At 69.7% G+C, this 14,021-nt stretch carries 13 protein-coding genes; 10 read left to right on the forward strand and 3 right to left on the reverse strand.

Features of this window, described 5'->3' with window-relative positions; all coding sequences use genetic code 11:
• Positions 1-93: 93 nt before the first annotated feature.
• From OPF83_RS03200 to OPF83_RS03210, 3 genes are all read right to left on the reverse strand, one after another.
• Positions 94-1,374 (reverse strand): RNA polymerase sigma factor, encoded by a 1,281-nt coding sequence (locus OPF83_RS03200; RefSeq protein WP_264885764.1) that lies wholly within the window; start codon positions 1,372-1,374, stop codon positions 94-96.
• On the reverse strand, positions 1,347-1,739 hold the full coding sequence (locus tag OPF83_RS03205; RefSeq protein WP_264885765.1) for a YciI family protein: 393 nt from the start codon (positions 1,737-1,739) through the stop codon (positions 1,347-1,349). The genes OPF83_RS03200 and OPF83_RS03205 overlap by 28 nt, the downstream gene beginning before the upstream one ends.
• A gap of 163 nt (positions 1,740-1,902) precedes the next feature.
• Positions 1,903-4,083: a RecQ family ATP-dependent DNA helicase gene (locus tag OPF83_RS03210; protein ID WP_264885978.1), complete on the reverse strand. Its 2,181-nt coding sequence runs from the start codon at positions 4,081-4,083 to the stop codon at positions 1,903-1,905.
• 60 nt (positions 4,084-4,143) lie between these two features.
• Here OPF83_RS03210 and OPF83_RS03215 point away from each other — a divergent pair, with 60 nt between their 5' ends.
• The 10 genes from OPF83_RS03215 (at position 4,144) to OPF83_RS03260 (ending at position 14,018) form a co-directional block, all read left to right on the forward strand.
• Positions 4,144-4,764: a class I SAM-dependent methyltransferase gene (locus tag OPF83_RS03215; RefSeq protein WP_264885766.1), complete on the forward strand. Its 621-nt coding sequence runs from the start codon at positions 4,144-4,146 to the stop codon at positions 4,762-4,764.
• A 102-nt stretch (positions 4,765-4,866) separates the two neighbouring features.
• Positions 4,867-6,225: an HNH endonuclease signature motif containing protein gene (locus OPF83_RS03220; RefSeq protein ID WP_264885767.1), complete on the forward strand. Its 1,359-nt coding sequence runs from the start codon at positions 4,867-4,869 to the stop codon at positions 6,223-6,225.
• A 53-nt stretch (positions 6,226-6,278) separates the two neighbouring features.
• Complete coding sequence (locus OPF83_RS03225; RefSeq protein WP_264885768.1) at positions 6,279-7,583, forward strand: glutamate-5-semialdehyde dehydrogenase; 1,305 nt, start codon at positions 6,279-6,281, stop codon at positions 7,581-7,583.
• A 129-nt stretch (positions 7,584-7,712) separates the two neighbouring features.
• Complete coding sequence (locus OPF83_RS03230; RefSeq protein WP_264885769.1) at positions 7,713-8,594, forward strand: MoxR family ATPase; 882 nt, start codon at positions 7,713-7,715, stop codon at positions 8,592-8,594.
• Positions 8,595-8,711: 117 nt separating this feature from the next.
• Positions 8,712-10,142, forward strand: coding sequence for a VWA domain-containing protein (locus tag OPF83_RS03235; protein ID WP_264885770.1), 1,431 nt, complete (start codon positions 8,712-8,714; stop codon positions 10,140-10,142).
• Between the two features lie 62 nt (positions 10,143-10,204).
• Entirely contained in the window at positions 10,205-10,921 is a 717-nt protein-coding gene (gene nadD, locus OPF83_RS03240) for a nicotinate-nucleotide adenylyltransferase (RefSeq protein ID WP_264885771.1), read from the forward strand.
• Positions 10,918-11,358 carry a ribosome silencing factor gene (gene rsfS, locus OPF83_RS03245; RefSeq protein ID WP_264885772.1) on the forward strand — a complete coding sequence of 147 codons (441 nt, stop codon included), beginning with the start codon at positions 10,918-10,920 and terminating at the stop codon, positions 11,356-11,358. Before nadD ends, rsfS begins: the two co-directional genes overlap by 4 nt.
• Positions 11,359-11,424: 66 nt before the next feature.
• Positions 11,425-12,063 (forward strand): histidine phosphatase family protein, encoded by a 639-nt coding sequence (locus tag OPF83_RS03250; RefSeq protein ID WP_375546201.1) that lies wholly within the window; start codon positions 11,425-11,427, stop codon positions 12,061-12,063.
• Positions 12,060-12,890 carry a DegV family protein gene (locus tag OPF83_RS03255; protein WP_264885774.1) on the forward strand — a complete coding sequence of 277 codons (831 nt, stop codon included), beginning with the start codon at positions 12,060-12,062 and terminating at the stop codon, positions 12,888-12,890. The genes OPF83_RS03250 and OPF83_RS03255 overlap by 4 nt, the downstream gene beginning before the upstream one ends.
• 51 nt (positions 12,891-12,941) lie before the next feature.
• Positions 12,942-14,018: a ComEA family DNA-binding protein gene (locus tag OPF83_RS03260; protein ID WP_264885775.1), complete on the forward strand. Its 1,077-nt coding sequence runs from the start codon at positions 12,942-12,944 to the stop codon at positions 14,016-14,018.
• Positions 14,019-14,021 lie beyond the last annotated feature (3 nt).

The raw sequence follows: 14,021 nt of genomic DNA on the forward strand, positions 1-14,021 counted from the left end.
GCGATGGTCAGGGGAGGGCTGGGGCCGCGGTGGCCCGGGAGGTGTGATCCGGCGGTGCTCTGATACGGGTCCATGCCCCCCGAGGGCTGCTCGTCACGAATCTGACCCTGGGGCAGGCTCAGCAGTAGCGGGGTGGCAACGGCTTCGTGCTTGCTCGAGGTAACGCCGTGCTGCGGGATCGGTGGTCAAGGAGATTGCCCGGTCGTACGCACTCGCGGCCTCGCCGGTACGGCTAGCCTCCTCCAGCATCGCTGCGCGGGCGGCGAGCGCGGGCTGGAACCGGTCGGCTCGTTGTCTCAGCCCGTCGAGTAGCTCGAGCCCGGCTTCCGGGCCATCGCACCGGGCGGTGGCAACCGCCAGCGCCACCGCTCCGCCCGCGGTGGGGGATAGAGACTGGAGTCCGGCGTGGAGTCTGCGAATCGACTCCCAGTCCGTCACTCCCGTGTGGCGCCGTGCGCAGTGCAGTGCCTGGATGGCCGCCTGCAGTCGGTACGGGCCCGGGACGGTGGCTGTCCCCGCCGACCGCAGGTGTTCTTCTCCCCGTTCGAGCAGGGCAGCGTCCCACAGCCGGGTGTCCTGGCGTTCGAGCGGCACAAAATCACCGTGCGCGTCCACCCGTGCGCCAGCGCGGGCGGACGCCAGGCACAGCAACGCCGCGAGGCCGTGGGATTCGGGATCGTTCTCGACCAACTCGCACAGCAGTTCCGCCAGGTACAGCGCTTCTCCGGCCAGCCCGTCTCGCGCAGACTGTGCCGAAAAGGTCCAGTCCACGGCGTAGGCACCGTAGATCGCGGCCCGGATTGACTCGAGCCGGCTCGGTAGCTCGTCGATCCCGGGCGTTTCGAAGGGGATGTCGGCCGCCGCAATCCGCTTACGCGCCCTGGTCAGGCGGGCAGCCATGATCGCGGTCGGTACGAGGAGCAAGGCCCCGATCTTCTCGGCACTGAGTCCCAGGATCGCGTTGAGCATGAGTGGGGTGCGAGCTGCGGGTTCCACTTCGGGGTGCGCCGCCACCGCGAGCAGTGCGAGTCGGTGATCGGGAATGGTCAGTGCCGAATCCTCTACCGGCGTTGAGAACCCGCCGGATCGTTCCCCTGCCGTGCTGTCGGGGTGGTCCTCGTCGATGGCTGTGGTGTGCCGTTCTCCGCGCCAGCGATCACGTCGCCGGTTACGGGCCACGGTGAACAACCACGCCTCGGGGTCACGGGGAACTCCGCTGTCGGGCCACGTCCGTAGCGCCCTCTCCACGGCGTCGGAGAACGCATCCTCTGACGCCGCGAGGTCGCCGTCCGGGGCCGCCAGTAGCGCGATGAGCCTGGGGCGGGCATCGCGGACGACCCGGTCGATCACTCCGGAGTGCAGGGAGTCTTCCATCCGGTCTCATCGGCGTAGACGGCCACTCGGCGCACTTCGACGACTCCGTACGATCCGCCGGGGAACTTCTCCGCCCAGGCCAGCGCCGCGTCGTGGTCGTTGACTTCGAGGACGAAGACTCCGGCCAGGGACTCCTTGGCCTCGACGAACGGACCGTCCTCGATGACCGTCGACCCGGTTCGCCGGGTCACGGTGGTGGTGGCGGAGGACGGCTCGAGCATCTCGGCGGTCACCAGGACTCCCGCATCGGCGAGCGCGGCGGTGTAGTCGTTCATGAGATGCTGCATCTCGGCGATCTGCTCATCAGTGGGGCGAGGACCTGCGTCATCGAGTTCGGGTGCGTGAAAAACCAGTGCGTATCGCATGGTGTGATCCTTCCTCGTGGTCGGCCGACGGTCGGCCGATTCGGGTGATGACGATCCAGATCGCGCCAAATCGACACTCGACGCAGGATTTTCTTCTGACGTTGGTTCCGGTCGCGATGTGGCCGGCCCGGTCCGGCCGTGACTTGCCCGGCCTCCGTGCCACTCAGCCTGTCGAGGCCACCGCGAGCGGCAGAACGGAAGGCGCGCCAGTGTCTCGCAGGTGCCGGGCCGCCTCGGTGACGGTCCAGCCCGTGCTCAGGAGGTCGGTGACGAGGAGGACCGGACCGTCTGGTGAGGCACCCGGGCCAACGAACGTGCCCCAGAGCTGCGCCACGCGGTAGGCGGAGTTCTGCGCTGTCACCGGTGGTAGCGCCTGGTCGCGGGTGAGTTCGCCGAGGTAGGTCATCCGCCCCATCTGGGCGAGTGCCTGCGCGAGGCTTGACAAAAGTTGAGGATGGTCACCGGTGAGGAGAGTGGCGACGCAGGTCGGTCGCTCATCCCATCCCCATTCACGGAGTACCGGAACGCATGCACGTGCAAGCCACTCGGGTGCCTCTTGGTCCGGCTCGTCCAGGAGAGCACGAAGCTTCTGCCCCAGGCCGAGATCGGTCAACCGGGCGAGTGCCCGGCCCTCGGCCGGGCCGTCGGCGATCTTGCCCTTGAGTGGGATGTCGAGTTTCGCCAACCCGGTCGGCCACTGCTTGCGCGGAGCGATCACCACGCCGGGTCGCTCCAGTGCCTCCTTCGCCCGCGTCAGCGCGCTGTGGTCCACCTCGGTAGAGCGCCGTTGCCCGGTGCAGTTGTCGCAGCGGCCGCACCCGCCGGCGTCCGGGTCGAGGGTGGGATCGTCGAGTTCGGCACGCAGGAAGTCCATCCGGCAGCCGTCGGTGCGGATGTACTCCAGCATCGTCTGTTGCTCGGACTGCCGCGCCTGTGCGAGGCCCGCGTAGCGCTCGGCGTCGTAGTCCCAGGCCTGCCCGGTGGACACCCAGCCACCGCGCACCCGCTGGACCGCGCCGTCCACATCGAGCACCTTGAGCACCATCTCCAACCTCGTGCGTCCCAGGTCTACGGCCGGCTCGAGGGCTTGTGTCGACAGGGCCCGGTCTGTCTGAAGTGCGTCGAGAACGCGACGCACCACGTCCTCGGGAGGAAACGCGAGTGAGGCGAAGTAGTTCCAGATCGCGCGGTCTTCGGGGCCGGGGATCAGGACCACGTCGGCACGCTTGGCGGCACGGCCTGCACGGCCGATCTGCTGGTAGTAGGAGATCGGTGAGGACGGCGCGCCCAGGTGCACCACGAATCCCAGGTCCGGCTTGTCGAAACCCATCCCGAGAGCCGAGGTGGCAACCAGTGCTTTGACCTCGTTGTCGAGCAACGCACGTTCCAGTTCCTCGCGTTCGCTCGCGTCGGTCCGACCGGTGTAGGCACTGACGCGGTGCCCCGCTGAGGTGAGGAGCCCGGCCATGTCCTCCGCGGCGGCCACGGTGAGGCAGTAGACGATCCCACTCCCGGGCAGGGACTCGAGATTCTCCACCAGCCAGGCGGCCCGCTTCTCGGAATCGTCGATCGACACCACTGACAGGTGGAGAGATTCCCGGTCGAGGCCGCCCCGGAGCACGAGGGTGTCGCCCTGGTCCGAGCCCGAGCCAATGTCCGAGCCTGAATCCGGGTCTGAGGCCTTCAATCCCACGCCCAACTGCTCGGCGACGTCCTTGACGACCCGGTCGTTGGCGGTGGCGGTGGTGGCGAGGACCGGTACGCCGTCGGGCAGGTCGGCCAGGAGCGTGCGGATGCGCCGGTAGTCGGGGCGGAAGTCGTGCCCCCAATCCGAGACGCAGTGCGCCTCGTCCACCACCACGAGGCCGGCGTCCGCGGCCAACGCAGGCAGGACGGTGTCGCGGAAGTCGGGGTTGTTGAGCCGCTCGGGACTGACCAGCAGGACGTCCACGTCACCCTCACGGACCGACGCCCGCACCTCGTCCCATTCGGTCATGTTGGCCGAGTTGATGGTGGCCGCGCGCACGCCGGCCCGCGCGGCGGACTCGACCTGATTGCGCATCAGAGCGAGGAGTGGGGAGACGATCACTGTCGGCCCGGAGCCGAGTTCGCGGAGGAGTCGGGCCGCGATGAAGTACACGGCCGATTTGCCCCATCCGGTGCGCTGGACGACCAGGGCCCGCCGCTGATCCACGACCAGTGCCTCGATCGCCGTCCGCTGGTCCTCGCGCAGCCTCGCGCCCGGTCCGGCGAGTGCCGACAGTAACTCGTCGGCCCGGGATCGCAGGGCAGCGCGGTCGAGGGCGGCGGTACTGGAACCGGTACTGGTGGTCATGGCGCCCATGGTGCACCAGACCTCCGACAGCGGGCGCGGCGAACCATCGGACGGGTCCATACTGGCGACATGACTATGACCTGGAAAAGCATCGTCGCCGCCAACCCGGACCACTCGCGCAATTACGCGCAGCGCTGGGATGACATGGTCGACGAGGGCGTCGACATCGACGGCGAGGCCCGCCTGGTCGACGCCATGGCGCCGCGCGGTGCCCGGATCCTCGACGTGGGGTGCGGGCAGGGGCGGATGGGGATCTATCTGCACGAACGTGGACATCAGGTGACGGGGGTGGACCTGGATCCCTACCTCATCGAGCGGGCGCGCGAGGCCTGTCCCGAGGCGACGTGGGAGGTCGCGGACCTCGCCGACGACGGCTGGGCAACCGGGCCGTTCGACCTGCTGGTGTCGGCGGGGAACGTGCTCGCGTTCGTCGATCCGGCGGACCGGGGGAGAGTGCTGGCCAACCTCGCCACGCGGATCGCGCCCGCGGGGGAGGGAACCGACGGTGCGGCAGGGCGGCTGGTCGTGGGGTTCGGCCTGGATCGAGGGTGGACCCGCGAGGAGTTTGACGCCGCCGCTGACCACGCCGGGTTACGCGTCGAGCAGCGGTGGTCGACGTGGGACCTGCGGCCGTTCACCGACGCCGACGGGTTCCAGGTGGCCGTTCTGGTTCGTGCCGACGAGACGTGAGGACGTGCGTCGCGGATAAGTGCAGGTAGGTGACCTAAGTAGGTTATCCGATTGACACCCAGTGTTCGAACGAGAGTTCTAGATTCCCTGTATTGTGGAGTCATGATCGAGGACCTGGTGAGGGTGACGACGAGGGTCACCGAGCTCTCTGACGTGCGCTGGTCCGAGGTGTCCGATTCCGAGCTCCCCGGGGTGTTGCGGCAGCTCGAGGAGCTCTCGCGCCGGCTCGATGCCATCAACGCTTCCGGGGCCGCAGAGGCTGCGACGAGGGCGGAGAGTGCAGGGAGGTCGGTCACGTCCGCGGCCACCAGACTGGGCAACGACCTCGGGCTGACCGCCGGACAGTGCCGGTCCCGGATCGATGCCGGACGCCGCGAGGGCACGCCCGCCATGGAGGCGCACCGGCAGGGCAGGATCACCGCGGCGCAGGAGCGGGCCATCGGGGAGGCCGTGGCGGAGTTGCCCGAGGGCACATCCGAGGATGCCCGGCGCGACTTCTCCCACCATCTGACCGAGCTCGCCGAGTTCGGCGCGAGTGTGCGTGCCCTCACCATGGCCGCCGCGCGCGAGCTCGCCGAGGCTGATCCGGGTCGCCTCGAGCGACTCGAGGAGGAGCAGCAGCGCCGACGTGAACTGCGGGCCCACCGTGCCGGTCTCGACGGGCTGGCGAGCGTTGGCATCACGTGCGAGCCCCGACTGCAGGCGCTCCTGGCGGCGGTCATCGCGCGCTTCGGCGCGCCCGGCCAGTGCATCGGATTCACCGCCGACCCCACGGCTAATCCCACTGCCGCCGCCGTGAACGATCCCGCTGCCGACGCCGCGACCGGCGATACCGCTGACTCCGCTGCCGGCGAGCCGGACACTCCCGACGTCTCCGCCGCGGACGACACCCGTACCGCAGGCCAGCGCGCCTATGACGCGCTGTGCCATGTGCTCGCACTCGGGCTGTCCGTGGAGCCCGCCGCCACCCGCGGCGTGGCCGCGATCGTCGTCCGGCTGACACCCGAGCAGCTCGACGCCGTGGAATCCGGCGAGCAGGGTGACTTGTCGGAGACCGACGCCGGTACCCAGCTCACCGCGGCCCAGGCCGTGTCGCTCGCAGGTCGGCGCTCCTGGTTCGTGTCCGCGCTGCGTGACGGTCGTGAGGAACTTCGTCGCATCGACATTGACCGTGTGCGCAATCGGCGGCTGGCCAGCGCCATCCAACGACTCGTCCTCTACACCGCCCACGGGGGATGCACCCACCCGGCATGTGAGAGACCGGCGGCCTCGTGCCAGGCACATCATGTGACGGACTGGGCCGCGGGCGGACCCACGACAGTGCCCAATCTGGCGTTGGCGTGTCCCATCCATCACGGCTGGGTCGGCAGCGGCCCGAACTCGTGGCGAACCGAGCCGGATCCGGTCAGGCCCGGCAAGCCCCGATGGATACCGCCCGGCACCCCGGCGAGGGCGGCATGAACGCCCCGGCCGCCCCGCTCTCCGCCCGCCCGTGCCCAGGTAAGCTGGCCAGCATGACCTCCAGCTCTCTCGACGTCACCGAACGCACCGACCTCGCCAGTGCCGAACCGGCCGCCGCGGACCCGGTCCGTGAGGCGGTTCGTGAGGCCGCAGGGCGGGCTCGCGCCGCCTCGCGCGAGCTGGCATTGCTGACGACCGACGCCAAGGACGCGCTCCTGGTCGCCGCCGCCGATGCGTTGGTCGCAGCCGCGCCACAGATCCTCGAGGCCAACGCGCGGGACATCGCCGAGCAGTCCGCCGAGGGAACCGGCGAGGCCATGCTCGACCGACTTCGGCTGACGGTCGAGCGGATCGACGGAATCGCCGGTGGTCTCCGCCAGGTCGCCGCGTTGCCTGACCCGGTCGGCACCGTCACACGTGGCGGTGTCCGACCCAACGGGCTGCAGCTGCGCCAGGTCCGGGTCCCGCTCGGTGTGGTCGGCATGATCTACGAGGGGCGACCCAACGTCACGGTCGACGCGTTCGGCCTCGCGTTCAAATCCGGCAACGCCGCACTGCTGCGGGGCTCCCGATCGGCCCGGCACTCCAACGAGGCGCTCGTCGCCGTCCTCCGGGGCGTCCTTGCCGAGCACGGTCTGACCGTCGATGCGGCCCAGTTGCTGCCCTCGGAGGACCGCTCGTCGGTCACGCACCTCATCCAGGCGCGCGGACTCGTGGACGTGGTGATCCCTCGCGGCGGCGCCGGCCTCATCCAGGCAGTCGTCGAGAACGCCAAGGTCCCTGCCATCGAGACCGGCACGGGTAACTGTCACCTCTACATCCATGGAGACGCGGATCTCGACGAGGCGATCGAGCTGTTGCTCAATGGCAAGACCCGCCGCTGCAGCGTCTGCAACGCCACCGAGACCGTCCTGATCGATTCGGCGCTGGGAGAGGCCGCGGTCGAGCGGGTCATCTCGGCGCTGCGGGAGGCCGGCGTGACCATCCACGGCGACCGGGAGGGGCTCGTCCCCGCGGACGACGTGGACTGGGGAGAGGAGTACCTCAGCCTGGACATCGCGCTCAAGGTGGTCGACGGTGTGGACGAGGCGATCGAGCACATCGCCCGGTGGTCGTCGGGTCATACCGAGGCCATCTCGACCCGCAGCCTCGACGTGGCGGACAGGTTCTGCGCCCGCGTCGACGCGGCGGCGGTCATGGTCAACGCGTCTACCGCGTGGACCGACGGCGAAATGTTCGGCTTCGGAGCCGAGATCGGCATCTCCACCCAGAAGCTCCACGCCCGCGGACCCATGGGGCTCGAGGAGCTGACCAGCACCAAGTGGATCGCCAACGGTAAGGGACACGTGCGGCCGTAACGGGTCACGCAGCCCTGGCCCAGCCCAGCCCAGACCGAGCCGAGCCCGAGCCCAGGAACAGCCCGAGCCCAGCCCAGACCTCACCTCAGATTCGCCACAGGCGAGACACCGACCGGAAGGATCCACCACATGGACCGCGCCCGCACCGCTCAACGACCGGCGTTCACGAGCATCGACCACGTGATCGAGGCGCTGGGGGAGCAGGGATACCTGGCCGACAGGTCGACCGCGACGGTTGTGTTCCTCGCCGATCGCCTGGGCAAGCCGCTGCTCATCGAGGGACCTGCGGGTGTCGGCAAGACCGAGCTGGCAAAGGCCGTCGCGTCGGCCACCGAGGCGGAGCTCATCCGACTGCAGTGCTATGAGGGCGTCGACGAGGCGCGGGCGCTCTACGAGTGGAACCACGCCAAGCAGATCCTCCGGATCCAGGCAGGCCAGGGCGAGGGCTGGGACTCGACGCGCGACGACGTGTTCTCCGAGGAGTTCCTGCTGTCGCGTCCGCTGCTCACCGCCATCCGGCGGGACGAGCCCACCGTCCTGCTCGTCGACGAGGTGGACAAGGCGGACATCGAGATCGAGGGACTCCTCCTCGAGGTGCTCAGCGACTTCGCGGTGACGATCCCGGAGCTCGGCACGATCGAGGCCACGCGGCGGCCGTTCGCGGTGCTCACCTCGAACGCGGCCCGCGAGCTGTCCGAAGCGCTCAAGCGACGCTGCCTCTACCTCCACCTCGATTTCCCGACGCCCGAGCTCGAGCGCAAGATCCTCGCCTCGCGGGTCCCGGAACTCGACGACAGGCTCGCCGAACAGCTCATCCGCGTGGTGGGCGTGCTGCGGGCGATGGCGCTCAAGAAGGTCCCGAGCGTCTCCGAGACCATCGACTGGGGGCGCACCCTGGTCGCGCTGGGTCTGGACACGATCGACGACGAGGCGGTGTTGCAGACCCTCGGCGTGGTGCTCAAGCACCAGTCCGACCAGCTTCGCGCCGCCGCCGAGTTGCGGCTCAACTAGGACCCGCTGAGCGGTGAAGGGGAGCTGAGCAGTGAAGGCGAGCCGGGCAGCGAAGCGGAGCCGAGCAGTGAAGCGGAGCCGAGCAGTGAAGCGGAGCCGAGAAGTGAGGGGGAGACGATGACCGAGAAAGCACCGGGCGGACTGTCCGGGCACCTGGTGGACTTCGTCGACGCCCTGCGCCGCAAGGGCATCCCGGTCGGCCCGAGCGAGGCCGTCGACGCGGCCGCGGCGATGGTGCACATCGACCTGCTGGACCGGGATGCACTCCGCGAGGCACTCGCGGCGACGATTCTGCACAAGCCCACCCACCGGGGCGTCTTCGACCAGCTCTTCGACCTGTGGTTCCCCGTCGGTATCGGCGCGGCCACCAGGGACGACGTGCTGGCAGTAGAGGTGGAGATCCCGACCGACGAGAACGGGCGGGTGGACCCCGAGGCGCTCAACGAGCTCATCGCCTCCCTGCTGCTCGAGGGCACCGACGAGTCGCGGGAGAAGGCGCGCGTCCTGGCGGAGATGCTCGTGGAACAGCTGGGCTCGTATGACTCCGCGGGCGGCCAGCGCTTCTCCGCCTACCAGGCGCTGAGCCCGCTGGACACCAGTAAGATCATGCAGAAGATCCTCGATGGACTCCTCGGCGCGGATCCGTTCGACCCGGACGGATCCAAGCATCACGCGGAGAAGGCGGCCGCCGCCAACTCCGCCGCGGACATGGTGCGGGGCTTCCTCCGTGAGGTCGCCGACGAGACCCGCCGCCGGACCGCCGAGACCGTCGGACGGGACAGGGTCGCCCAGTACGCGGTGGGGCAGGCCGCCGAACAGGTCGACTTCCTCCGCGCCAACGATCAGGACCTCCAGGCACTGCGCCGCCGGGTGGGGCCACTGGCCCGGCAGCTGGGCAGCCGGCTGGCCGCTCGTCGTCGTCGACATCGTCACGGTGCGATCGACATGCGCAAGACGATGCGCAAATCCATGTCGACCGGCGGTGTGCCGGTCGAGCTCGTCCTCCGCAAGCCCCGGCCGGCCCGCCCGGAACTGGTGGTGCTCTGCGACGTCTCGGGATCGGTGGCCGGGTTCAGCCACTTCACGCTGCAACTCGTGCACTCACTACGTGAGCAGTTCTCCCGCGTGCGGGTGTTCGCGTTCGTCGACACCACCGACGAGGTCACCTCGTTCTTCGAGGCGGGGGCCGACCTAGGCTCGGCCATGAGCCGCATGGTGCGCGAGGCGGAGATCGTCACCTACGACGGTCACTCGGACTACGGGCACGCCCTGTCCGGCTTCGCCGACAGGTACGCACACACCCTCACCCGCACCGGCTCGCTGCTGATCCTCGGCGACGCCCGGAACAACTACCGGGACCCGTCCGTCGAGGCACTGGAGTTCGTCAGCGAGCGCGTGGGCCACACCCACTGGCTCAACCCCGAGCCGAAGACGCAATGGGGAACAGGCGACTCCGCCGCCAAGCTCTACTCGCAGTACGTCCCCATGCACGAGTGCCGGAACGTGGAACAGCTCACCTCCGTCGTCTCCGGTCTGCTCCCGGTGTGACCGGGCGACCAGCGGTGCCGGTGACGAGGGGACCCGAGCCCCTGCCGATAGACTCCACCATCATGACCACGACAGGACCCGCCGCGAATAGTCGGCGCCGCATCGGAGTGATGGGCGGGACGTTCGACCCCATCCACCACGGACACCTTGTCGCGGCCAGCGAGGTGGCGCACAGGTTCGGCCTCGACGACGTGGTGTTCGTCCCCACCGGTGAGCCCTGGCAGAAGGACTCGCGCAAGGTCTCGCCGGCCGAGGACCGCTACCTGATGACGGTCATCGCGACCGCCTCCAACCCGCGGTTCTCGGTCAGTCGTGTCGACATCGACCGTGGCGGACCCACCTACACGGTGGACACGCTCAAGGACCTGCTGCGCCAGCAGCCCGACGTGGACCTGTACTTCATCACCGGCGCCGACGCGCTCGAGAAGATCCTCACCTGGCGCGGCTGGGAAGAGATGTTCGGCCTGGCGAGTTTCGTCGGGGTCTCGCGCCCCGGCTTCGAGTTGTCCGACACCCATCTCGCCCAGATCGACGACGGGCGGGTCCACCTGCTGGAGATCCCGGCACTGGCGATCTCGTCGACCGAATGCCGCCGCCGAGCCGCCGAGAACGCTCCCGTCTGGTACCTCGTACCCGACGGCGTGGTGCAGTACATCGCCAAACGCAACCTCTACCGGCCGGAAGGGTCCACCAGACTCGACGGCACCCCCGCAGTGACGGCCCCGGTACACCGGGAAGCCGAGCCCACCGACCCCCATCACGAGGAGATCCCACAGTGACAGCTAGCCCCGAGGCCCTGGAAATGGCCGCCATCGCGGCCCGCGCCGCCGACGACAAACTCGCGACGAACATCATCGTGCTCGACGTGTCCGGCCAACTCGTCATCACCGACGCCTTCGTCGTGGCCTCCGCCGACACCGAGCGCCAGGTCAACGCCGTGGTCGAGGAGATCGAGGACAAGCTCCGCGAGGCGGGTCACAAGCCGCTGCGTCGAGAGGGCACCCGCGAGGGCCGCTGGGCGCTCCTCGACTACAACGAGCTCGTGGTCCACGTCCAGCACGTCGACGAGCGTGACTACTACGCGCTCGACCGCCTCTGGAAGGACTGCCCGGTCGTCGAGATCGAGGGCGTCGAGACCGGGAACCGCCCCGTGGCCGAGCACACCGTCGACGACTCTCTGGCGCCCGAGGAGCCGCAGCGGGAGCCGGAGCTCTGACCCACGGTGACCCGTCGTCTCCTCCTCCTCCGGCACGGACAGACCAACTACAACGCGTCTTTCCGCATGCAGGGTCAGCTGGACACCGACCTCAGTGAGCTCGGCGTCCGGCAGGCGCACGCCGTGGGCCGGTTCCTCGCACCACGACGTCCCTGGATGATCCTGTCCTCGGACCTCCGTCGTGCCCGGGACACGGCCGCGGCGCTGGCGACGGAGGTGGGACTGGACGTTCTCACGGACACCCGGCTGCGGGAGACCAATCTCGGCCTGTGGCAGGGGATGACCCACTCCGAGGTCGACGCGCAGTGGCCCGATGCCCGGCAGCAGTGGCGGGGCCGCCCGCGGTGGTCACCGCCCGAAGGGGAGAGCCGGATCGACGTCGCACGGCGGACCCGGGCGGTTGTCGACGAGTTGGTGCACCAGTCGCCGCAGTGGAGTGAACATCCCGCGGTCATCGTCGCCCACGGCGGCGCGATCGCGGCTCTGACCGCCGCACTCCTGGAACTTCCGGTGGAGCAGTACCCGGTGTTCAACGGACTGGGTAACACTTGTTGGGTGCAACTGTCCGCGCATCCCCGCCCCGGCGGTGCAGACCATTCGGTCGTCGACCCCGAGGTCGCCCCGGTCACCGACGCCGCACGGGACGTCGTGTGGCGCCTGGACCAGTGGAACGCCGGCATCACCACCCCGCTGGAGACACCGTGACCGTCCGCCTCGTCACCGACTCGACCTCAGATCTCCCCGCGGAGTGGATCCGCGATTTCGGCATCACGGTCGTGCCGCTGCACGTGGTCGAGGAGAACGACAAGACCGTCTCCACCGCGGCGGTCACACCCGACCAGCTTGCCGAGATCTACGAGCGTCTGCTGTCGGACCCGGACTGCACGGGCATCGTCTCGGTGCACCTGTCCCGCGGACTGTCCCGGACGTGGGAGTCCGCGGCCGACGCCGCCACCCGGTTCGGCGGGCGCGTGCTCGTGTCCGACTCGCGCGGGGCCGGCATGGCTTACGGTGCGGCGGTCGCGCAGTGTGCGTGGGCGGCGACGAACGGGCTGGGCCTGTCGGGCGTCTATGACCTCGCGGAACGGCTCTGTCGTGGGGCGTCGACCTTCGCCGCGTTGGAGTCTCTGGAGAGTCTCCGTCGCGGTGGCCGGATCAGTGCCGTCGCCGCCATCTTCGGTGGCGTGCTGGCGATGCGCCCGGTGATCGTGCTGCGGGGCGGCACCGTCGATCTGTCCGCGAAGGCCCGCACCACCACCAAGGCGCATCAGCGACTCCGGGCGCTGCTGCGCGACGAGATCGAGCGAACCGACGTCCTGGTGGTGGTCCACCACCACGAGGCGGCCGAGCGCGCCGAGGAGATGGCCACCGAGATCCGCAAGGAGACGCAGTTCCCCGAACGGGTGATGCTCGTCGAGTTCGACGAGGTTCTGGCCTGGCACCTGGGTCCGGGAACGGTGGGGGTGTCGGTCACGGCACTCGACGATCCTGAATTCCCCATCCCCTCTCCTTCTCCACAGTCCGTCGACTGAGCGCCGCCTTCCGGGCGGGAGTGCGACGACGCCGGGTCTAGCGTCGGCGCCATGCGAACCGACACCCGGGCCAGACCCGCCGCACCGGCCGACGCCGTGCGGGACTCGACGAGGTCCACGGCGTTGGACCGTCTCGCCACGGTGGCCACTGTCGCCACTGGTGCTACGGGCTCCTCGACGGCGAAACCGGCGGCACCGTCGCCTGCCGTCCAGGCAACACCCACGTCCACTGTCGAGGCCGCACCGCCGTCCGCGGTACCACCATCCGCCCCGGCCCGAGCGACCGTGCCGTGGATGGTCGACGACCCGGACGGTGAGCGGCCCGAGCGCATCGCCCCCGAGGAGGTCGACCTCGCTGCGTGGGCGGACCCACCGTGGTGGCGCCGGATCCGATGGGCTCCCGATCGACTGGCGGGGATCGCCCTCGTGGTGCTGGTGGTCGGTCTGGGTGCGTTCTCCGTCCATCGGCTGCTGTCCACCGTTCCGGCCGGCGCACCCGTGCCCGAGTTACCGCTGGCCACACCGGGCGAGACGCCCGCGGCGGATGCCGCTCGTACTCCGTCGATCACGGGTGAGCAGGAGCCGCCGACCTCGGCCGGTGCGGAGGCGGAGGCGGCGGGGGAGCCCGTCGTCGTCGCCGTCGTCGGCATGGTGGCTCGCAGTGGCCTGGTCACCCTCGCGCCCGGAGCGCGCGTCGCCGACGCGCTCGACCGGGCGGGCGGGGTCCTCGACGGAGGGGACAGCGACGGCCTCAACCTGGCGCGCCGGGTGGCCGACGGCGAGCAGATACTCGTCGGTGTTGCACCGGGACCGGAAGGGCCTCTCGGTCCGCGCAGCGGCATCGTGGGACCGGGCACGGATTCCCCGCCCTCGGCCCCCGGTGCACCGCAGGCGCCGCCGGCACAGTCCGGCGGTGCCGATGCCGCGGCATCGCCGGATCTGGTGAACATCAACACCGCTGACGCCACGGCGCTGGACGGTCTGCCCGGGGTGGGGCCGGTGACCGCGGCGTCGATCCTGGCCTGGCGCGCTGCGAACGGACCGTTCGGGAGCGTGGACCAACTCGCCGAGGTCGACGGCATCGGTCCGGCAACGCTGGCCCGCCTCCGGCCACTCGTCACGGTGTGACCC

This window comes from Dietzia sp. NCCP-2495 (assembly GCF_026011735.1).
Lineage (GTDB): Bacteria > Actinomycetota > Actinomycetes > Mycobacteriales > Mycobacteriaceae > Dietzia.